Below are 18,794 nucleotides of genomic sequence, written 5' to 3'. Positions count from 1 at the left end.
CCTGACTATTTCGGGAGGCTGAGCACCACGCCCAGACCTCCCAGCGGGCTCTCCACCAGACGGATCGATCCGCCATGGGCATGAATGATGTCCCGCACGATCGTCAGCCCCAGCCCGCTGTTCCCGTCCTGGCTGGCCGTCGTGCCATTAAGCTCCGAAATTGCCGCCCGCCGACTGGCCGACAGACCCGGACCGTTATCCTCAACCGTGATTTCAACGTTCCGCTCTCCCTCACGCAGGGAAAAGCGCATTGCCCCCCCGTGACGGCGGGCATTTTCCGCAAGATTTGTCAGCACACGCCGCAGAGCATCGGGGCGCACCGTAGCTTCCACGCCCTCACGCCCCTCCACGCCCAGAACCTGCCCCCCGGCTCTCACCGTGGCTGCCGCGACATCATCCAGCATGCCTCTCAGATCGGTCAGAACGGGCTCTTCCGCGCCTTCCCCCCGGGCAAATGACAGATAGCTGCCGATCAGGCGCTCCATGTCCTCAATATCCGCAACCATATCCGCAATATCCGGCTTCAGGGTCTCGGCGCGGATCGGACCAAAGGTCGGAAACATGGCAACGGTTAAACGCAGCCGGGTCAGAGGCGTCCGCAGATCATGCGACACTCCGGCGAGAACCGCCGTCCTCTGAGCCACGAAACGATTGACGCGCGCCTGCATGCGGTTGAAGGCAATAGCGGCCTGACGGACTTCCCGAGCGCCCTGTGGGCGGATCGGTCCCTGGTCCCGCCCCATACCGAACAGTTCGGCCGCATGACCCAGCCTGCGAATGGCCCGCACCTGATTGCGCATGAACAGACCTGCGATCAGGAACAGTACGATGGAACTGCTGACGGCCCAGACGACAAACAGCCAGATCGGCCCGATATTCAGACGCTTCACCGGCACCATGACCACCATCACACCCTGCGGAAGCTGGATGGATGCCCGGACGGTCTGCGGAGATTCCGACCAGTCCACATCATAGGGCCGCCCAAGATTCTGCCGGATGGAACGCGCGAAATCATCATCCATCGGGCCGAGGACGTGATTGGTGCCATACCGGGAAAGCGTTTCACCAGGCTGAAATGAAAATCCGAGCTGGGTCCGGGACGACGCGTCCTGAAGAACGAGCGTCCGCTCGGCCTCTGAAGAGGTGTGCTCGATCATGGCAATGACGAGTGAGACCTCACCCGTCACACCATCTGACAGGCGCCGCGAGACCACATTCAGGTAGGTGCCATAAAACAGGCCCAGCGCAATGGCCTGCGTGACCAGCAGCGGAATGAGAACGATCAGCATGGATCGTCCCATCAGGGAACGCGGCAGGATACGCCTCAGCGGGCGGTCCAGCTTCTGCCAGGCATCGTCCCGCTCCCTCACATCAGCGTCCCGGCTTGAGAACATAGCCCTTTCCCCGGACGGTATGAAGGAAACGCGGCTCCTTGGGATCGGCCTCGATCCGGCGACGCAGGCGCGTGACCTGCACATCGACGGCCCGCTCACCGATCTCGTCCATTTCAAGAGCGCGGGCGATGGCTTCACGGGAGAGCACCGTCCCGGGCTGACGGGTCAGCACCCCAAGAAGCGCGGACTCACCACCCGTCAGATGGACCGCTCCCTGCGGTCCGCTGAGAAGGCCACGTTTGACGTCAAATTCCAGCTCCCCCAGACGCAGGACATCGGGAACCTCATCCACAGCCGGCAGGGACGGAACCATCCTGCGCAGATGCGCCCGCAGACGGAGCAGAAGTTCACGCGGCTCGAAGGGCTTGCCCAGATAGTCATCTGCCCCCGCTTCCAGCCCGCCAATCCGGTCCGCCGGTTCACCACGCGCCGTAAGAAGCAGAATCGGCAGCGACAGACCGTCCCTGCGCAGACTGTTCGTCAGGGACAGGCCGTCCTCGCCCGGCATCGTCACATCGAGGACAAGAGCATCCGGCTGAATCCGCTGCAGGACGTCCCGTGCCGTCTGCGCATCGAGCGCCGTACTGACACGATAGCCATTTTCCGACAGGTAACGCTGAAGCAGACGCAGCAGACGCGGATCATCATCGACCACCAGGATATGTTCATCGCTCATCGTGCACGACTTTCCGCCGGAACCTGAAGAGACGCCAGAACACGCCTGAACCCTTCGACAGCCGTCATGCCGGCTTCGCGATACGCCCGGGTCATGACTTCGCGGATCATGAGAAAGAGTTCGCGCTCCAGCGCTTCTCCACTCGCCGTCAACCGCAGGGGCCGTTTGCGGCGGTCATGACGGTCTTCTTCCTGAATGAGCAGTTTGCGCTCCCGCAGATCTCCCAGAGCACGCCCCAGAGACTGCTTGGTAATGCCCAGACTGTTCAGCAGAACGCCGGGCGTGATCCCCGGATGGGCGGCCGTCAGGAACAGGATGCGATGATGCGCAGGCCCCAGCCCCTTTTCACGCAAAAGCGCCTCGCAATCGGCATTCAGGGTCCGCCAGGCCAGCATCATGGCTTCGTAGGACTGACGGATACGATCTTCGCGCAGATAGAGATGCGCCGTGGCAGATGACGAAACGTCCATAAGACGGGAACTCACCGGAGAATTTCTTCCACATATCCGAATCGCCCGAAATCGGTAACGCGCTGCGGATAGAGAATGCCGTTCAGATGGTCGTTCTCGTGTTGCAGGACATTGGCATGAAAACCGGTCGCCTCACCTTCGAGCAGCTCACCATTCTCATCCAGACCGGAATACCGGACCTTCGCATGGCGCGGAACATCGGCCCGCAGCCCCGGAATCGACAGGCAGCCCTCGCTGCAGATCATCATTTCATCACCGACAGGCGTGATTTCGGGATTGATGAGAACGCGGGGCAGCAATGCCTCTTCGGGATTCGCCACGCGGTTCGTGGGAACGTGATAGACGAAAATCCGCAGGGGCTGATGAACCTGCGGCGCAGCCAGTCCGGCCCCCCGGGCATCGGCCATCGTTTCCAGCATATCTGCGATGAGCGACTGGATTTCCGGGGCTTTCGGGTCGGAAACGGCCTGTGCTACCTGATGCAGAACGGGGTTGCCCATGCGGGCAATCTTGAGCAGGGCCATGAAAACGTCTGTCCTTCAAACGGGAGTGGCATCCGGGTGCCCCAGAGTGCGCGTTGGGAATAATCCATTCAAGCGTTCCTGAATGAATTGCGTTCCCCGCGAAAGATGTGTTAAGGGCACCATCCTTAGTTGGAATGCCATATCACGGGTGGCGCTGAAGAGCGGGCCCATAAGGAGTTGACGGCACCGTGCAGGTTCTCGTTCGTGACAACAATGTTGACCAGGCGCTTAAGGCGCTCAAGAAGAAGATGCAGCGCGAAGGCGTGTTTCGTGAGATGAAGCTGCGTCGCCACTTCGAAAAGCCCTCCGAGAAGCGCGCCCGCGAAGCAGCCGAAGCTGTTCGTCGCGCCCGCAAGATGGAGCGTAAGCGTCTGGAGCGCGAAGGCTTCTAAGCCTTCACGTCCTCCGAACGGAAAAAGAGCCGCGTCCTTCGGGACAGCGGCTTTTTTTGTACCTGAAATTCGGCCCTCCCCCCTGCCCGTTCCTTTGAACGGACAGGGGCGTGACGTGAGTTATTGCGCGTCCATCAGCTTGTGACTGAGATAGACCGCCTCAAGAGCCCGCTCATGCGCGATTTCAGCGGCATTGACCGTACCGGCATGACCACCTTCCACATCTTCATAATACAGAAAAGGCAGCTTCAGGCTTTCCAGTCGGGCCGCAAACCGGCGCGCATGGATCGGACCAACCCGGTCATCCCGCGTTGACGTGAAGATGAACGGCTCAGGATAGGACACACCGGCCTTCAGGTTCTGCAGGGGCGACATCCTTTCCCAGAAAGCGCGCGGCCCCGGCTCGGAGATGCTGCCATATTCCGCAGCCCAGGAGGCACCAGCCGCCATCTGCTCGTAATTCATCATGTCCAGCAGCGGCACGCCAATGATCGCCGCATTCCACAGGTCGGGATGCTGGGTGAATTCCACACCCGCCAGAAGACCACCATTGGAGCGTCCCCGAAGCCCCAGATGCTTCGGGGACGTGATATGCCTGGCGATGAGATCACGGGCCACAGCCGCAAAGTCATCATAGGCTTTCTGCCGCCCTTCCCGCCGCGCAACATCATGCCACGCCGGGCCGAATTCTCCGCCACCACGGATATTGGCCATGACGTAAACGCCGCCACGGTCAAACCACGTGATCCCCAGATCCGGATGATAGACGGGCAGATATGAAAGCCCGAACCCGCCATAAGCTGTCATCAGGGTCGGGCGGGCACCATCCTTCTGCCAGTCTCGGGCATGAACGATGAAATAGGGAATGGCCGTGCCGTCCGTGCTGGTCGCCGACATCTGCTCCACGACCAGACCGGACGTATCGAACAGGTCCGGCTGACGATACAGCGGCTGCGCGGTCTGTGACGTCGTATTCAGGCTCCACAGCTGCGGCGGCTGAATGAATCCTTCAAGCTGAAGATAGGCCTGCGCAAGCTTCGGATCTGACGAGACGATTTCCGCCGCCATGTTCTTGGGAAGCGCAATGGAACGCGCGGTCCATGCCCCGCTCGCCTTATGGCGGAAAAGCTTCAGGACAGGCTGGACGTTGTCATACACCACAACCGCCAGACCATCCCTGGTCACCGCCACAGCGTCCCCCATACCATCCCCGATGGTCTGACGAGATGTCGGCGACAGGATGAGGCGAGGCTCAGACGGTTTTGCCGGATCCAGGGCCACAATGCTGTCCGCACGGAATGTCCGTCCGGGCAAGACCCAGTCCTGAAGCAGATGCAGGACCAGCTGACCATCCAGATAGGAGAGGCTGTCGTATTTCTCCGGAAGCGGCAGCCGGCTCAGCTGATGCGTGACAGGATTGAAAAGGCTGACTTCCGTGTGAAAGAAATCCCGGTGACGGCTGATAAGGAAAAGCTGCCGCCCTTTCTCATCACGCAGCCTTTCCGGCGAGACATCCATGTCCGTGATCTGCCCACGATAGACCTCAACAGCCTGAGCCAGTGACTGACCCCGCCGCAGCAGCCGGACCGAATAGGGATATCCTGACCGCGTCAGCCCCGCATCGCCCGTGCCCCAGTCCCGCGAAACCAGAAGCGTATCGGCATCCACCCAGGTGACAGTCTGCTTTCCGGACGGCAGAGCGAAACCGTCTTTTACGAAACTGTCTGTCTGCGTGTCGTATTCCCGGACCACATGCGCATCTTCCCCTGCCTGGGACAGGGACATGAGACAGAAGCGATCCTGCGGCGCAAGACACTCAAGACCCTCCATGACCCAGTTGGCATGTTCGGTGCGGGCCAAAGCATCGAGATCGAAACGTGTTTTCCATTCCGGATGACCGGAATTGAAGGACGGGACCGAAGCACTGCGCCAGATCCCACGGACATGAACATCGTCCTGCCAGAAGTTCCAGATTTCCCCGCCCTGCTGCGTGGGAACGGCAAGACGGACCGGAGACTGCTGAGCCGTCAGGATTTTCTGATACAGGGGTTTGTAGCGGGGGTCTGATGTGAGGACCGCCTCTGTATGGGCATTCTGTGCCCTCACCCAGTCCAGCGCCTTCGCCCCGTCCGTCTGGCTCAGTTCAGCAGGAGACGGGAGAGAAGGCGAACCGGCATAGGCTGCCAGAGGCAGGATGGAGAGAGACAGGCACAGTGCTCTCGCAAGAACAGGAAACATGGAAAGCCTTTACGATACCGACAATATCGACACCGTAAAGACATCCGGCCGATCAGGCCACAGCAGCTGCGCTGACGGCTTCCTCGACTTCCTGAAAGCTCGGCATCAGGTCTGAAGGGATGCTTTTGCGCCCGATCTCGACGCTGACCTGCGGCGCATTGCCCTGAAGATGTGCAACGATAACGGAACGAACGAGGTCGAGATAGGACGACTCTTCCTCAACCACGCCCCCCAGCCGGCTCGCGATCGGAGCCACAATTCCATACGCCAGAAGAATACCCAGGAATGTTCCCACCAGCGCGCCCGCAATCATTTCGCCAAGCACGATCGGCGGCTTGCTAATGGAAGCCATGGTCTTGATGACGCCCAGAACCGCCGCCACAATTCCCAGAGCCGGCAGCGCATCGGAGACGGACTGAAGCGCATGGGGAAGATGCATTTCCTCGCGCATGTTCTTCTTGAGCTCGTTCCCCATCACTTCATCCATCTGGTACGGATCGGTGGCATTCATGCCCGCCATGCGCAGATAGTCACAGATGAACGAACAGACATGGGGGTTGTCCCGGATCTTCGGAAAGGCACCGAAAACCGTACTGCCCTGGGGATCCTCGATATGGGATTCCAGCGCCATGAACCCCTTGGAGGATGCCAGCTTCGCGATGTGAAACAGCAGGCTCAGAAGATCGACGTAATCCGCCCGACCATACTGGGAGCCTTTCATGGCCTTCTTGATTCCGGCGGGAAGATGTTTGACGGCTCCAAGGGAGTTGGCCATCAGGAAGGTTCCAACCGCGGCTCCCAGAATGGTCAGAAGCTCGAATGGCATTGACGAGACGAGCGGACCGATAGCACCGCCAGACGCTACAAACGATCCGAAAACACAGCCCAGAACAACGACCAGACCGATAATGATGAACATCCGAAAATTTCCTGACTGACTTGAATTTATTGAGAAATATCGGGCGACAGCACCAGGACGATGCGACGGTTCCGGGGGTTAAGAGGCTGGGTGGGGTCAAAAAGATTGCGGTCAGCATATCCGCTGACGGATTTCAGTCGCCGATCCGGAAAGCCGCTCTGGACAACGAGATCCCGCACCGCGACTGCACGCGCACTCGACAGGCTCCAGTTGCTCAGCTGGCCGGGGCGATAGGGAGCGGCATCGGTGTATCCGGCGATGGAGAGCTTGCCGTGCAGTTTCTCAAGATATGGCACAATCGCCTTGATCAGCTGGACGGCATGAGGATTGGGCGAGGACTGCCCCATGGCAAACATCGGCTGATGATCGGAATCCGCGATCTGGACATGCAGCCCGTCATCCCCGACCGTGACCGAGACCTGGGAACGGACATCCGCCAGTTCGGGCGTATTGCTGATGAGCGCCTGGATCTTCTGGGCCGCGGCATCCCTGGCCTCCTGTTCGGCTTTCTGGGCAGAAGGCGTAACGGGGGGCTCGCCGGGCTGGATCTGGCTGTCATGCAGAACGACGATCTGCGCCGTATGCACACCCGGCGGGGTCTGGTCCTTCCCCTTCTGGGAGCCTGCCGCTCCCTGGGGCGCCTTGCCGTACTGGTCTTTTCCCGGCTTCAGGGCAACCGATTTCGTCTCCAGAGAGACCGGCTCCGGAGCCGCGGGCAGAACATTATCCACCGGTGGCGGCATATCCTTCCAGACCGCCATCGGATTGAAGAAATTGGCGATACCCTTGCGCTGCTCTTCCGTCGTGGCGTTGATGAGCCACATGACAAGGAAGAACGCCATCATGGCCGTTACGAAATCGGCATAGGCAATCTTCCACGCCCCGCCATGATGACCGCCTTCGACCACATCAAAACGCTTGATGATGATCTTTCGAGCTTCTTTGCCGTTCTGGTTGGACATCCCGCCTCCTGAATGTGTCCAGTATGGCGGGCAAGGTCTTAAGGAGAGGTTTAAGAACGCTCGGGAAGCTGCGTACCGGTCGTGAAACCTGGGGGGCTGACGGTGTAGCAGCGGATGGGTTGAGCGCGGACTTCGCGGCACAGTGTTGCGGATTTTTCGGGAACCCCGCCGTGCCGCTGTTCCTCGACCATGACGGCTTTTGCGCTCACCGCTGAAGGAAGGCGGAAAAGATGCCAGCGTGGATCCGTCCCGATCACGGGCAGGATATTCTGCGTGAATGCCAGTCTTGAGGCGAGAGCGTAATCCTCGGCGGCAAGAGCGGTTGCCCCTTCCGCTTTGGCCTGCAGGGCAAGCTGGCGGGAAAATGTTTCCCAGCCGCCGGTCAGGCGCAGCACAGGATCCCGATGCGGCACAAGATGCAGCGGCGAAAAAACGGCCTGAATGCAGACAATGAGCGTCAGGGCCAGCCCGCTGATGACGGGCCAGCGGATACGCCAGCCTGTTTCAAGAGCAGCCAAGGCAAAAACCGGATAGATCACGGCTGGCCAGTTTGGCTGGACCCGGTCCCCGAAGGCATGCGTGATGAACACGGCCATCGGAACAAGAGCCAGCCATGCCAGAAGGCGGTTGCGTTTGAGACAGACCCAGAGCCCGGCCGCGAACAGAACGAAAATGAGCGGCGTGGCGAGGCCGATCTGCCCCCCGATCAGCTCGCCCATGAACTGGACGGCACGGGCCGGATGCCAGTCTCCTGCCCTGCCCCCCTGCCTGAGGAAGCTGGCCCAGTGGTGATGCGCATTCCACAGGATGACGGGCGACATCGCCACGAACAGGGCCGGAATCGCCAGCCAGGGACCAGACTGACGGCGCAGGCGTCCCGTCATGAGAACGACGCCTCCCAGTCCGGCACCGATCAGGACGGCTGTGTATTTTGAGTCGAAGGCCAGACCCAGCAGAACAGCCGAACCGATCCACCATGGAAGAGCTGCGCGCGGCTTCAGCTCCGGGTCGATAGCGCGGCTCAGCGCGTAGAGAAACAGTGTGATGAAGAACAGCAGCGGGGTGTCTGGCGTCATGGTGGCGGCGCCCAGCCCCAGCATGAGCGTGGCATTGAGCAGCAACGCTGCCTTAAGGCCCGAGGCCGGCCATGGGCAGGACGGCAGCAGGCGACGGGCAGCGTGATAAAGCGCCCAGCTCCCCGGCAGAACGGAGAGCGGCCCCAGCAGACGGACACCCAGCGGCGTTTCTCCCGCGATCCATGTCCCGACACGGATCCAGAGTGCAACCATGAAGGGATGGTCCAGATAGCCCGGCTGAAGATTGCGGGACCAGACCCAGTAATAAGCCTCGTCGGGCGTCAGCGGGACATTGGCCGCCAGATACAGTCGGATGACGGTCAGGACGGCAAGAAGCGCCCAGAAAAGCCGGATGTGGCGCGTCATATCACTCAAGGGGTCAGCGCCAGACGAGCGTGGAAGAAACCGCGTAATTCCAGACAACGCCTACGACGGCTCCGGCAGCGGAGGAACGGTCCCAGTGGCCATGACCGGCGCTGTCCAGCATCATGCGGGCAATACCGATATTGGCGATCGCACCCAGCGAGCAGACAGCAATGAAAATGACCAACCCGCGCCAGAGCTTCACCCCTTTCAGACGACGGTCATGATAGGTGAAACGGTTGTTGAGCATGAAGTTCGTCAGGATGGCGACGGCGGTTCCGGCCAGCTGGGCCCAGGAAAAACTCAGACCGCAGGCGCCTGCCAGATTCAGGACGGCCACATTGACAGCCACCCCAATCAGCCCGACCAGCGCAAAAGCCATGAAGCGCGTCGGCAGCCAGCCTCGGGTCAACTTGTCGAGCAGCATGGTCGCAAACTGAATCAGGACCACGATATCGAGCTTGCTCTCACCGGCCAGTCGTGGACGGAAGACGAAGGGCACCTCGACAATGCGCACATTCCGGGGTGCCGACATGACCAGATCGAGCAGGATCTTGAAGCCGGTTCCGGACAGGCGGGGCAGCAATGTGTCAAAGAGACTCCGGCGCATGGCGAAAAAGCCGCTCATCGGATCACTGAGCGGGTGCGGCATGATGGCCTGGGCGGCCCTGATGCCCGCATCCGAGAGCATGTGCCGCCAGTGGCCTGCCAGTCCGGCACTGTCTCCGCCTTCGACATGTCGACTCGCCACGACGATATCCGCGCCGGCCTGCAGTTCGGCCAGCATGGTGCGCAGGACGGATTCATCGTGCTGCAGATCGCCGTCCATGACCGCGATCCAGGGGGCGCTCGATGAAAGGATTCCTTCAATCACGGCGGACGACAGGCCGCGGCGCCCGACCCGGCACAGTACCCGGACCCGCGGGTCCAGACGTGCAATCCGGGAGACCTCGGCTGCCGTGCCATCCGGAGAACTGTCATCGACGAAGATGACTTCCCACTTCCGGCCTTCGAGCGCGCTGTCCAGTGCGGCGACCATGGGCGCTACATTGGCGACCTCGTTGTAGCACGGGACGATGACGCTCAGTTCGGCCGGAAGCGGCAGCAGCCGCGAGGCGGTCATGGGGTCAGCCGTCAGATCGGCACGCCGGCGAGATCACGGCTTGTATGGATGGTCTGAAGGGTCTGGACGCGGACGACATGCGGGCTATCGGTCAGCAGGCGCGTCAGGGCGTTCTGGTGGGCGGCGTCGCGGGCGACAAGGCGCACGAGGAAATCGCCACCGCCACGGATCATGTGGCATTCCCGCGTTTCGGGCCAGGCGCCGACCTGCGCCTCAAAGGCTTCCAGCACGCTACCTTTCTGGCTCTCGAGGCCGATCAGGGCATAGAAATTCAGGGACCAGCCCAACAGGGCCGCATCCACTTCCGCGTGGTAGCCCTTGATGATCCCCAGTTCTTCGAGCCGCCGGACACGTCGCAGGCAGGGCGGCGCGGAAATGCCGGTCCGACGGGCAAGTTCCACGTTGGTCATGCGTCCATCAGCCTGGAGTTCGGCAATGATCTGCCGGTCGATGGCGTCCAGTTCAATCGGTGCGAGGTGTGGCGGTACGTTCATTTCACTCTGACGTATATGGCAGGTGACATGATCCGCAAAGATGGCAGATGCGTCGGAAGTCTTTATATGGGGACCAGATACCCATTGAGGACCCATCATGCCTGAAATCCATCATACGGATCTGCTGGTCGTTGGCGCCGGCCCCGCTGGCTACACCGCTGCGATCTACGCGGCCCGCGCGAGCCTCAAGCCGATTCTCGTCACCGGGATGCAGCCCGGCGGTCAGCTCACCATCACGACGGATGTTGAAAACTATCCCGGCTTTGCGACTCCTGTGCAGGGTCCCTGGCTGATGGAGCAGATGCGCGCGCAGGCCGAGCACGTCGGGACGCAGCTGATTTATGACCTGATCGTACAGGCCGATCTGAAGAATGGTCCGGGGCCGGACGGATATTTCCGGCTGGTCGGAGACTCGGGAGACGAGTTCCGGGCCCGCACGGTTGTGATCGCCACCGGGGCCCAGGCCAAATGGCTCGGTCTCGAATCGGAAAAGCGTCTTCAGCGCGGTGGCGTTTCGGCCTGTGCGACCTGTGACGGCTTCTTCTATCGTGGCAAGACGGTCGCTGTGATTGGCGGCGGCAATACGGCGGTCGAGGAAGCGCTGTATCTGACGCATCACGCGGACAAGGTGCATCTGATCCATCGCCGCGACAGTCTGCGGGCCGAGCGCATCCTGCAGGAGCGCCTGTTTTCCAACCCGAAGGTCGAAGTTCACTGGAACCAGGCCGTCGAGGAAATCCTGGGCACGGGTGAGCCGGAAGTCGTCTGCGGCGTGGCTCTGAAGGACACGCAGACGGGCGTTCTCTCCAAGCTGGACGTGGACGGTGTGTTCGTGGCCATCGGTCATACGCCCAATGCCGGTCCGTTCCGGCATGAAGTGGCTTGTGACAGCGACGGATATGTCCTGACGGAAAGCGACGGCACGGGCACGTCCGTCAAAGGCGTGTTCGCAGCCGGTGACATTCAGGACCGGATTTTCCGGCAGGCCGTGACGGCAGCCGGAACGGGCTGCATGGCGGCGCTGGAAGCGGAACGATATCTTTCTGGCATACCTGCCATGACAAAAACTTGACCCTCGCCTGCGGTTCAGACAGTTTCGTCCGTTCAACGACATATCTTGACGGATAACGCCGGGACGTATGGGCAAGAAGGACGAAGACCGTCGCATCGGCGAACGGGGAGAAAACCAGATGGACTGGGACAAGCTGCGGATTTTTCACGCCGTCGCGGAAGCCGGGTCCTTCACCCATGCCGGCGACCGGCTGGGGTTAAGTCAGTCGGCAGTATCGCGCCAGATTTCCGCGCTTGAAGATGTCCTGCGCGTGCCGCTGTTCCATCGGCATGCGCGTGGACTGATCCTGACGGAGCAGGGCGATGTGCTGAACCGTACGGTGCGGGAAGTCTTCTCGAAACTGGCCCTCACCCAGGCTTTCCTGAGCGAAAGCAAGGAACGGGCCGCCGGCAAGATCAAGATCACCACGACGACCGGCTTTGGTCTGTCCTGGCTTTCTCCGCGTCTGAACCGGTTTCTGGAGCTGCATCCCGATATCGAAGTCACGCTTCTGCTCGAGGATGCGGATCTGGATCTGGGAATGCGGGAGGCCGATGTTGCGATCAGGCTCCATCCGCCAACACAGCCGGATCTCGTCCAGCGTCATCTCGCGAATTTTCCCATGCCGATCTATGCCAGCGCCGAGTATCTTGAGCGCAATGGCACGCCGCATTCACTGGAAGACCTCGCCAATCATCAGATCATAAGCTTTGCGGGCTGGCATCTGCCGCTTCCCAACGTGAACTGGCTACTGGACCTGCTGCGGCAGGAAGGTGTTGCCCGTCAGGGAAGCCGACGACTGGCGATCAATAATATTTCTGCGGTTGCAAACGCCATTGCGGCCGGAACGGGGATCGGCTCCCTGCCCCTTTATGCCGCAACGGGCTATCCGGAGCTTGTCAGGATCCTGCCGAACCAGCAGGTCCCTCTGGTGGAAGCCTATTTCGTCTATCCGGAAGAACTGCGGACATCCAAGCGGATCGCGGTGTTCCGGGATTTCCTTCTTTCAGAAATCAGCAACCTCAAGGGACACGAGTAGGGTAGACCCGGGAGACGGTCCCGTCTCCCTATCCCCGGCGTCCGTGCGCGCCGGGACAGGCATGAAGCCGGTTGCTGGAGCGGAAGACCGCTTCCCCGATCGGAGCAAACCCGCTTCCACGTCCAAGATGCCGGGCGCTGTTGGGCATCTGTTCCAGTACAATGACGCCGGATGCCATCCGGTAACAGATTCTCGCCTGCGCCGAGCGCGATCTGGTCGTGTGATGCAGCGATGTCTTGGTTGGAGATTTCAATACTCCGTGAGCCGAAGCGACTGAGGGAGCCAGAAGAGATCCTCCCGTCAGGCACAGGCTGACAGCCCAGGCAGACACAACCAGAAAATGCGGGACAGGTTTCATAGTCTTACAATACTGCAGAACCGGCCCTTCGAACCAGCCCCGGGCTTTACGCAGGGCGTTCCTTGGACACGCCTGATGCAGCACGGACACAGCCCGTTCAGTCACCGTTTTTGCGGGCAGACAGGCGCTGGTTGACGCGTTCCCTGAGTTCCTTGCCCACCTTGAAGAAGGGGACGCTTTTTTCCTCTACCGGCACGACATCGCCGGTCCGGGGATTGCGTCCGGTTCTGGCCGCCCGTTCGCGGGGAAGAAACGCTCCGAAGCCCCGCAGTTCGACCCGGTCTCCCCGCGCAAGCGCCGCCCCGATCTCGTCAAAGACCGCATGGACGATACGTTCGATATCGCGGGTAAGAAGATGCGGGTACGCGGCCGCCAGTTCGGCGATAAGTTCGGATCGGGTCATGACAGCTGTTCCACCTGACTCCGCCTTCTGAAACGGGCCATCAGAGTTGCAAAATCGCAACGGCTCCGTCAAGGCCTTCGCGATCGATCACACTTGAGAAAGTTCCACCCAGCAGGCCCTTCAGAAGCGCCTTTTTACCGGGCCATTGATACCAGTACCGTGAGTGCTCGGGGATCAGCGGCACCACGGGATATGACGCATTGCCGATCTTCAGCTGCCTGCGGAGCCAGAGCCGGGCCGCATCTTCGTCGCCAAGTTCGTCCACCAGCCCCAGGGCAATCGCCTGGCGACCCGTATAGGCCCGGCCATCCGCCAGGGAGCGAACCTTTTCCTCAGTCAGATGGCGCCCTTCGGCGACCATCGCAACAAACTGGCCGAACAGGTCATTCACAAGGCCCTGAAGCATCTGCCGGCCTTCGGGCGTCAGGGCACTGGTAGGATCGGTCTGATCCTTCATGGCGCCGGACGTGATGGCATCCAAGCCAATTCCCAGACGCCCCAGCCCGGCCGAGACATCGGGACGCTGGAAAAGAACGCCGATCGAACCCGTCAGCGTAGAGGGCAAGGCCACGATATGCTGCGCCGGCACGGACAGCATATAGGCGGCAGAGGCGCCCATATCCCCCATGGAAACGGCGACGGGCTTGACGGCGGCAAAGCGCTTGACGGCTTCGTGCAGGCGCTCTCCACCCGTCACACCGCCGCCGGGGCTGTCCACCACGAGCAGAAGTCCGGTCACATCCGACGCGTCGCGGGCCTGTTTCAGGGCACGCACGGTCTGGGAGACGTCATTCCTGATGATGCCGTTGATGGCCAGCCGGACGATATGCGGCCGGTGAATGGAATTCGCACTGACGGTACCGCCGTGACCGGCCATCGAAATGACCACGGCGCCGAAAAACGCAACAAGAGCCCCGACCCGCCAGACCAGCAGTTGCCGGTGTTTGACCTGCCCCGCCAGAAAGGCATTCAGTTCAGCGTTAATGAAACCGCTCCTGTCCCTGTCGTCTCAAGAGAGCCGACTGGCGATACCGCTCCCATCTGGAAGAGTCCCACCAGCCTGCCCTGACGATACTCAGTCTTCCTTCTTGGTACGACGTCCGCGGGCACTCTCTTTCTTGCCCTCGCCAGTTGCGGCACTGATCTTGCGTCCAAGACCGATCTCGCGCGCCAGGGCGGAGCGGCGCTGTGCATAGTTGGGGGCGACCAGCGGGTAGTCCGAGGGGAGACCCCACCGCTCACGATACTGTTCCGGTGTCATATCATAAGCGCTCTGAAGGTGGCGCTTGAGCATTTTCAGTTTCTTGCCGTCTTCGAGACAGATGATGTAGTCCGGAAAAACAGAGCGTTTGATGGGGACTGCCGGCTGCGGCCGCTCGGACTGGGGCTCTTCCTCGGGAACTCCGGCCTTGGCAAGGGCGTCGTATACCTGGCGGATCAGGGCGGGCAGTGCTTCTGCTTCAAGTGTTCCACGGGATGCCTGGGCAGCAACGATCTTGGCAGTAAGTTCCAGGAGACCTGTACTGGAAATGTCTTCGGACATGATAATTCACCCCTTTGCTCTAATGTTTTTTTCAGTTCCATAACGCCTGTAAAGGGTCAGGTAAATGCGGCATGGAAATATTTGGCACATGCCTTTGCCGATTCAGGAATATCATCATATCAAAATAACCCGCAAACAAAAAAGCAAGCACCTTTTCCGGAGTATTCAGCCTTGCAGCTTACAACTGGAATGATGACATGAACCGCGAAACTGTTGTGCTCTCAACGACAAGTGATTTTTCCGGCTGGCGCGCCTGGTCACGAAAACTGCTTCACGAGAGAGTACCAGCCGAGTCTATACGGTGGATCATAAAGACTCCGGCTGACCTTTACGCCCCTTCTGCCACGCGTGTTCTTCCCAGCGCCCCTTCGACAACCAGCGTTCCCCGGTCTCTCGCGACTCTATTCCCTGCTGTTTTCGTATCCGAGGCACCCGAGCGGTTCCAGTTACTTTATATTACGCTTCAGACCCTGCGTGATGACCAGTCTGTTCCGGATGAACTTGTAGAACAGCTCACGAGACTCGCAGTCGAGAGCCGGAAGCGTGTTCTTGACCTGCGTTGCCAGATGCAGGACGCCCGCAATCCTGACTGGCAGATAATCCGTACCTCCCATGCTTCCGCCCTCATCGACAGTCAGGCGACCGCGCTTGCAGACCTCCATCCCACGCCCTGGATCGTGCTGGCTCCGGAGCGGACACTTTGCTGGAATGGTCAGGAATACCGTTTTGGCCCGGGACTGGGAGGGGATATTGCGGATTCTGCCGAAGTCATCGCGGCTGCACGCAGTCTTGCAACAGCCGGTGCCGACAATGAGTGGTGGGATGGAATTGCTCCGGTGCGCCTGCATCCTGACGCCGCCGATATTGTCTCCTCTCCTTCCCTGGCCAGCCTTCGGGGGAAAGCGATCGACTGCCGGATGTGCGACCTCTGCGGGCCCGCAACACGGACCGTCTCGGGAGAAGGCAATCCGGAGGCCAGAATCATCTTTGTCGGCGAACAGCCGGGAGATCAGGAGGACCTTCAAGGACGGCCATTCGTGGGACCGGCGGGGCAACTGTTCGACCGTGCCCTGAAAGAAGCAGGGGGAAACCGCGCACAGGCGTGGATCACAAATGCCGTCAAACATTTCAAGTTTGTGCCAAGGGGAAACCGTCGTATTCACCAGAAACCGGACGCGACAGAAATAACCGCCTGTTCTCCGTGGCTGGCAGCAGAGCGCAAGGTTCTGGCCCCCAAAGTGACCGTGATGCTGGGCGTTACAGGTGCGAGCGCTGTTCTGGGGCGTCAGGTGACAGTGTCGCGTGAACGTTCAAGACCTATTCCGCTCGCGGACGGAAGTATCGGACTGGTAACCGTACACCCGTCTTATCTGCTGCGCCTCCCCGATGAGGAGTCGAAGACACGCGAATATACAAAATTTGTAACCGATCTCAGAATGGCAATTTCCGCTCTCGCAGGATAATGCTGTTAGGGCTAAGAAACTCACGCAATGAGTGGCAGCACCATATCCTCGGGACAACCGACTCCGGATAATACGACCACACGGCCTGCACCTCTGCGGCCGCGCGCGCGTCCCTTTCTCTCGTGGCTGTACGCACCCAGCCCCTCCTCCGTCACCTTTGCCCTGCGCAACACCATTGCGGCGTGTCTGGCAGTCGGGATTGCGTTCTGGATGGAACTGGACGATCCGGCCTGGGCTGCCATGACCGTCTGGGCCGTCGCGCAGACCAGCCGGGGCGAAAGCCAGTCGAAAGCAAAATGGCGTATCGTAGGCACCATCAGTGGCGCTATCGCCGCCATCACCATCATGGCAGCCGCTCCACAGGCCCCATGGATGTTCTTTCCCATGATCGCCCTGTGGATTGGCCTGTGCAGCGGATTTGCGACATTCGTCAGTAACTTCCGCTCCTATGCCCTTGTTCTTGCAGGATATACCTGTTCGATTATCTGCATGGGCGCGGCGTCCAATCCGGACAATGTTTTCATGGTCGCGATGTCACGCGGCACGTACATCGTGCTTGGCGTGCTGTGCGAAGCCTTCATGGGACTCATTTTCGCGACGAGCCAGGAAAGACATGCCCGGGCACAGCTTCGGCAGAAGCTTGAATCCGCCCTGGTCCTCGTCACCACCACATTATGCAGTCTTCTGGGCGAGGAACGCGGGGCACTGAATGCCGCACGGCGGCAGTTCGGGACGATTCTGACGATCAATGACCAGATCGAGTTCGCAGAAGTCGAAATGGGACCGCACGGCCATGAAGGCGATCATGCGCGTGCGGCGCTCGCAGCGGTTTCTGCCCTTCTGTCACGCGGCTTCGGCATGGCCATGCGCCTTCAGGTGCTCAACCACAATCATCCGGCGTTCACCAAAACCGCTGACGAAATCCTTGCCTTCCTCAAGCAGTTCCCGCAGCGCCTGCCGGATCAGAATGCCGTCCCTGCCCTGCTCGCGGATCTTCAGCACTTTCGCGACATCTGCCGTCTTTATGCCGCGCCGCATCGCGAAAGCGACATCCGGCCCGACCTTGAACCCATTCCCGGCCTCGAACCCTTTGACCAGACCGATGAAGGTCAGGGAATGCGGGCAGACAGGCTGGATGAACGCATCCTGTTCGTCTCCCTCGGGGAGCTTCTGGGCGATCTGGAACAGGCCATCAAGGAATACGAGGCCAGTACGCATCGCATCAAAGGCGATCATTTCCATTTCCAGCTTGAAACCCATCGCGACACCCGTGAAGCGGTCCATAACGGTCTGCGCGGTGCCTGCGCTGTTCTGATCACGGCCTATATCTATGAAGTGACGGCCTGGCCAAACGGGCTCGGTTTCATCGCCATTACGACGCTGGTCTGTGGACTGTTCGCAACCAAGGAAAACCCTGTTCTTGGTACAACCGAGTTCCTCAAAGGTGCCGTCGCTGCCTATTTCATGGCATGGATCCTGGTTTTCGTGCTCATGCCGAAAGTCACGACCTTCGAGACGCTGGCGCTTTTTCTGGGCCCAGCAATGTTTCTGGGTGGCCTGGCGAAGGGCAATCCAGCCACGGCCGGTGGCTCAGCGGCTTACGGGCTTCTGCTTCCAGCCATGCTGGGGCTTGAGAACCATCACGTCATGAATGAAATCGCCTTTTACAATGGTAACATGGCGACTGTTCTGGCTGTGGCTGTCAGTGTCATCGTTTTCCGAAGTGTCCTGCCGTTCAGCAGCGATGCCGAGCGCTTCCGTCTGCGCCGGATCATGCTCGGAGAATTGCAGCGTCTGGCCCATCCGGGCTTCACGCCACGCATCAGCGTCTGGATCGGCCGCAATACGGATCGCTTCGCCCGGCTGATCCGCCATGCCGGACCAACCCCGGCCCCGCTGATCGAAGCCTGTATTCTGGGCACGCTGGCAACGCTGACACTCGGCCTGAACGTCATCCGACTGCGCACGCTGCTGGACCGTGAATACCTGCCCGAAAGCGCGCGACGCCCGATCCTTCTGGTTCTGCATTATGTGGAACAGTCCACGAAGCGGCATGACAAGGCGGCCCGTATTGCGGAAGCGGCGGTCAGGCGCCTGCGTGTTCTCGATGCCCAGGAAACGGATCTGGTAACGCGCCTCGAACTGACCCGCGCCATTACCTATCTCGTCGTCATCGCCTACACGATGCGGACGAACGAGGACTTCCTCGATGCCAGCAAGCCATTCCGGGGCGAAAGAAACAGCCGCCTGCTCAATTCCGGTCAGGGCTGAGACAGCGAAATCATGTTCGGACATCTCAGTGACTT

19 protein-coding genes are annotated in these 18,794 nt (G+C 60.4%); 5 read left to right on the top strand and 14 right to left on the bottom strand.

Annotated features, from left to right (window positions below; translation table 11 throughout):
- Positions 1 to 5: 5 nt before the first annotated feature.
- From KP701_RS02120 to def, 4 genes are read right to left on the bottom strand one after another with little or no spacing between them, the layout of a single operon-like run.
- Positions 6 to 1,394 carry an ATP-binding protein gene (locus KP701_RS02120; RefSeq protein ID WP_215745522.1) on the bottom strand — a complete coding sequence of 463 codons (1,389 nt, stop codon included), beginning with the start codon at positions 1,392 to 1,394 and terminating at the stop codon, positions 6 to 8.
- A complete protein-coding gene (locus tag KP701_RS02115; RefSeq protein WP_062449639.1) occupies positions 1,372 to 2,070 on the bottom strand; it encodes a response regulator in 699 nt (232 codons plus the stop codon). The genes KP701_RS02120 and KP701_RS02115 overlap by 23 nt, the downstream gene beginning before the upstream one ends.
- A complete protein-coding gene (locus tag KP701_RS02110) occupies positions 2,067 to 2,540 on the bottom strand; it encodes a MarR family winged helix-turn-helix transcriptional regulator (protein ID WP_252345352.1) in 474 nt (157 codons plus the stop codon). Before KP701_RS02110 ends, KP701_RS02115 begins: the two co-directional genes overlap by 4 nt.
- 11 nt (positions 2,541 to 2,551) lie before the next feature.
- Positions 2,552 to 3,064, bottom strand: a complete 513-nt coding sequence (gene def / locus KP701_RS02105) for a peptide deformylase (RefSeq protein ID WP_215745520.1) — start codon at positions 3,062 to 3,064, stop codon at positions 2,552 to 2,554.
- Positions 3,065 to 3,252: 188 nt separating this feature from the next.
- Between def and rpsU the strand changes: the two genes are divergently transcribed.
- The gene (gene rpsU, locus KP701_RS02100) at positions 3,253 to 3,456 is read left to right on the top strand and encodes a 30S ribosomal protein S21 (protein ID WP_011251722.1); all 204 of its coding nucleotides are present in this window, start codon (positions 3,253 to 3,255) and stop codon (positions 3,454 to 3,456) included.
- 120 nt (positions 3,457 to 3,576) lie between these two features.
- On the opposite strand, the gene KP701_RS02095 is transcribed toward rpsU, so the two are convergent.
- From KP701_RS02095 to KP701_RS02070, 6 genes are read right to left on the bottom strand one after another with little or no spacing between them, the layout of a single operon-like run.
- The gene (locus KP701_RS02095) at positions 3,577 to 5,694 is read right to left on the bottom strand and encodes a prolyl oligopeptidase family protein (protein WP_215745519.1); all 2,118 of its coding nucleotides are present in this window, start codon (positions 5,692 to 5,694) and stop codon (positions 3,577 to 3,579) included.
- Positions 5,695 to 5,746: 52 nt separating this feature from the next.
- A complete protein-coding gene (gene motA, locus KP701_RS02090; protein WP_011251724.1) occupies positions 5,747 to 6,613 on the bottom strand; it encodes a flagellar motor stator protein MotA in 867 nt (288 codons plus the stop codon).
- Positions 6,614 to 6,639: 26 nt separating this feature from the next.
- The gene (locus tag KP701_RS02085) at positions 6,640 to 7,575 is read right to left on the bottom strand and encodes a flagellar motor protein MotB (RefSeq protein WP_215745518.1); all 936 of its coding nucleotides are present in this window, start codon (positions 7,573 to 7,575) and stop codon (positions 6,640 to 6,642) included.
- 50 nt (positions 7,576 to 7,625) lie between these two features.
- Entirely contained in the window at positions 7,626 to 9,017 is a 1,392-nt protein-coding gene (locus tag KP701_RS02080) for a glycosyltransferase family 39 protein (protein WP_215745668.1), read from the bottom strand.
- Positions 9,018 to 9,030: 13 nt separating this feature from the next.
- Positions 9,031 to 10,137, bottom strand: coding sequence for a glycosyltransferase family 2 protein (locus tag KP701_RS02075; RefSeq protein ID WP_215745517.1), 1,107 nt, complete (start codon positions 10,135 to 10,137; stop codon positions 9,031 to 9,033).
- A gap of 11 nt (positions 10,138 to 10,148) precedes the next feature.
- Positions 10,149 to 10,631 carry an Lrp/AsnC family transcriptional regulator gene (locus KP701_RS02070; RefSeq protein WP_215745516.1) on the bottom strand — a complete coding sequence of 161 codons (483 nt, stop codon included), beginning with the start codon at positions 10,629 to 10,631 and terminating at the stop codon, positions 10,149 to 10,151.
- 97 nt (positions 10,632 to 10,728) lie between these two features.
- On the opposite strand from KP701_RS02070, the gene trxB reads away from it, so the two are divergent.
- On the top strand, positions 10,729 to 11,703 hold the full coding sequence (gene trxB / locus KP701_RS02065) for a thioredoxin-disulfide reductase (RefSeq protein ID WP_215745515.1): 975 nt from the start codon (positions 10,729 to 10,731) through the stop codon (positions 11,701 to 11,703).
- Positions 11,704 to 11,821: 118 nt separating this feature from the next.
- Positions 11,822 to 12,721 (top strand): LysR family transcriptional regulator, encoded by a 900-nt coding sequence (locus KP701_RS02060; protein ID WP_215745667.1) that lies wholly within the window; start codon positions 11,822 to 11,824, stop codon positions 12,719 to 12,721.
- A gap of 28 nt (positions 12,722 to 12,749) precedes the next feature.
- On the opposite strand, the gene KP701_RS02055 is transcribed toward KP701_RS02060, so the two are convergent.
- From KP701_RS02055 to KP701_RS02040, 4 genes are all read right to left on the bottom strand, one after another.
- Positions 12,750 to 12,899 (bottom strand): hypothetical protein, encoded by a 150-nt coding sequence (locus KP701_RS02055; protein WP_215745514.1) that lies wholly within the window; start codon positions 12,897 to 12,899, stop codon positions 12,750 to 12,752.
- A 277-nt stretch (positions 12,900 to 13,176) separates the two neighbouring features.
- Positions 13,177 to 13,482, bottom strand: coding sequence for an integration host factor subunit beta (locus tag KP701_RS02050; RefSeq protein WP_215745513.1), 306 nt, complete (start codon positions 13,480 to 13,482; stop codon positions 13,177 to 13,179).
- A gap of 40 nt (positions 13,483 to 13,522) precedes the next feature.
- On the bottom strand, positions 13,523 to 14,359 hold the full coding sequence (sppA, locus tag KP701_RS02045) for a signal peptide peptidase SppA (protein WP_215745512.1): 837 nt from the start codon (positions 14,357 to 14,359) through the stop codon (positions 13,523 to 13,525).
- 198 nt (positions 14,360 to 14,557) lie between these two features.
- Positions 14,558 to 15,025, bottom strand: a complete 468-nt coding sequence (locus KP701_RS02040) for a MucR family transcriptional regulator (RefSeq protein WP_215745511.1) — start codon at positions 15,023 to 15,025, stop codon at positions 14,558 to 14,560.
- Between the two features lie 566 nt (positions 15,026 to 15,591).
- On the opposite strand from KP701_RS02040, the gene KP701_RS02035 reads away from it, so the two are divergent.
- Together KP701_RS02035 and KP701_RS02030 are read left to right on the top strand one after the other, a co-directional pair.
- Positions 15,592 to 16,488 (top strand): UdgX family uracil-DNA binding protein, encoded by an 897-nt coding sequence (locus KP701_RS02035; protein WP_252345342.1) that lies wholly within the window; start codon positions 15,592 to 15,594, stop codon positions 16,486 to 16,488.
- A gap of 27 nt (positions 16,489 to 16,515) precedes the next feature.
- Entirely contained in the window at positions 16,516 to 18,759 is a 2,244-nt protein-coding gene (locus tag KP701_RS02030; RefSeq protein ID WP_215745509.1) for an FUSC family protein, read from the top strand.
- The last annotated feature ends 35 nt before the right edge of the window (positions 18,760 to 18,794 follow it).

It is taken from the genome of Gluconobacter sp. P1C6_b, from assembly GCF_018811945.1.
In the GTDB taxonomy this organism is placed as follows: domain Bacteria; phylum Pseudomonadota; class Alphaproteobacteria; order Acetobacterales; family Acetobacteraceae; genus Gluconobacter.
The sequence above is the reverse complement of the archived record's forward strand: the minus strand, read 5'-3'. Positions and strand labels throughout refer to the sequence as shown.

Coding starts and splice junctions, on each gene's coding strand:
- motA (WP_011251724.1), bottom strand. CDS start 6,613: ATGTTCATCATTATCGGTCTGGTCGTTGTTCTGGGCTGTGTTTTCGGA.
- KP701_RS02050 (WP_215745513.1), bottom strand. CDS start 13,482: ATGACCCGATCCGAACTTATCGCCGAACTGGCGGCCGCGTACCCGCAT.
- KP701_RS02075 (WP_215745517.1), bottom strand. CDS start 10,137: ATGACCGCCTCGCGGCTGCTGCCGCTTCCGGCCGAACTGAGCGTCATC.
- KP701_RS02040 (WP_215745511.1), bottom strand. CDS start 15,025: ATGTCCGAAGACATTTCCAGTACAGGTCTCCTGGAACTTACTGCCAAG.
- KP701_RS02030 (WP_215745509.1), top strand. CDS start 16,516: ATGAGTGGCAGCACCATATCCTCGGGACAACCGACTCCGGATAATACG.
- KP701_RS02095 (WP_215745519.1), bottom strand. CDS start 5,694: ATGTTTCCTGTTCTTGCGAGAGCACTGTGCCTGTCTCTCTCCATCCTG.
- sppA (WP_215745512.1), bottom strand. CDS start 14,359: ATGGCCGGTCACGGCGGTACCGTCAGTGCGAATTCCATTCACCGGCCG.
- KP701_RS02110 (WP_252345352.1), bottom strand. CDS start 2,540: ATGGACGTTTCGTCATCTGCCACGGCGCATCTCTATCTGCGCGAAGAT.
- KP701_RS02120 (WP_215745522.1), bottom strand. CDS start 1,394: ATGTTCTCAAGCCGGGACGCTGATGTGAGGGAGCGGGACGATGCCTGG.
- KP701_RS02070 (WP_215745516.1), bottom strand. CDS start 10,631: ATGAACGTACCGCCACACCTCGCACCGATTGAACTGGACGCCATCGAC.
- KP701_RS02080 (WP_215745668.1), bottom strand. CDS start 9,017: ATGACGCGCCACATCCGGCTTTTCTGGGCGCTTCTTGCCGTCCTGACC.
- KP701_RS02035 (WP_252345342.1), top strand. CDS start 15,592: ATGCAGGACGCCCGCAATCCTGACTGGCAGATAATCCGTACCTCCCAT.
- KP701_RS02085 (WP_215745518.1), bottom strand. CDS start 7,575: ATGTCCAACCAGAACGGCAAAGAAGCTCGAAAGATCATCATCAAGCGT.
- def (WP_215745520.1), bottom strand. CDS start 3,064: ATGGCCCTGCTCAAGATTGCCCGCATGGGCAACCCCGTTCTGCATCAG.
- trxB (WP_215745515.1), top strand. CDS start 10,729: ATGCCTGAAATCCATCATACGGATCTGCTGGTCGTTGGCGCCGGCCCC.
- KP701_RS02060 (WP_215745667.1), top strand. CDS start 11,822: ATGGACTGGGACAAGCTGCGGATTTTTCACGCCGTCGCGGAAGCCGGG.
- KP701_RS02115 (WP_062449639.1), bottom strand. CDS start 2,070: ATGAGCGATGAACATATCCTGGTGGTCGATGATGATCCGCGTCTGCTG.
- KP701_RS02055 (WP_215745514.1), bottom strand. CDS start 12,899: ATGGCATCCGGCGTCATTGTACTGGAACAGATGCCCAACAGCGCCCGG.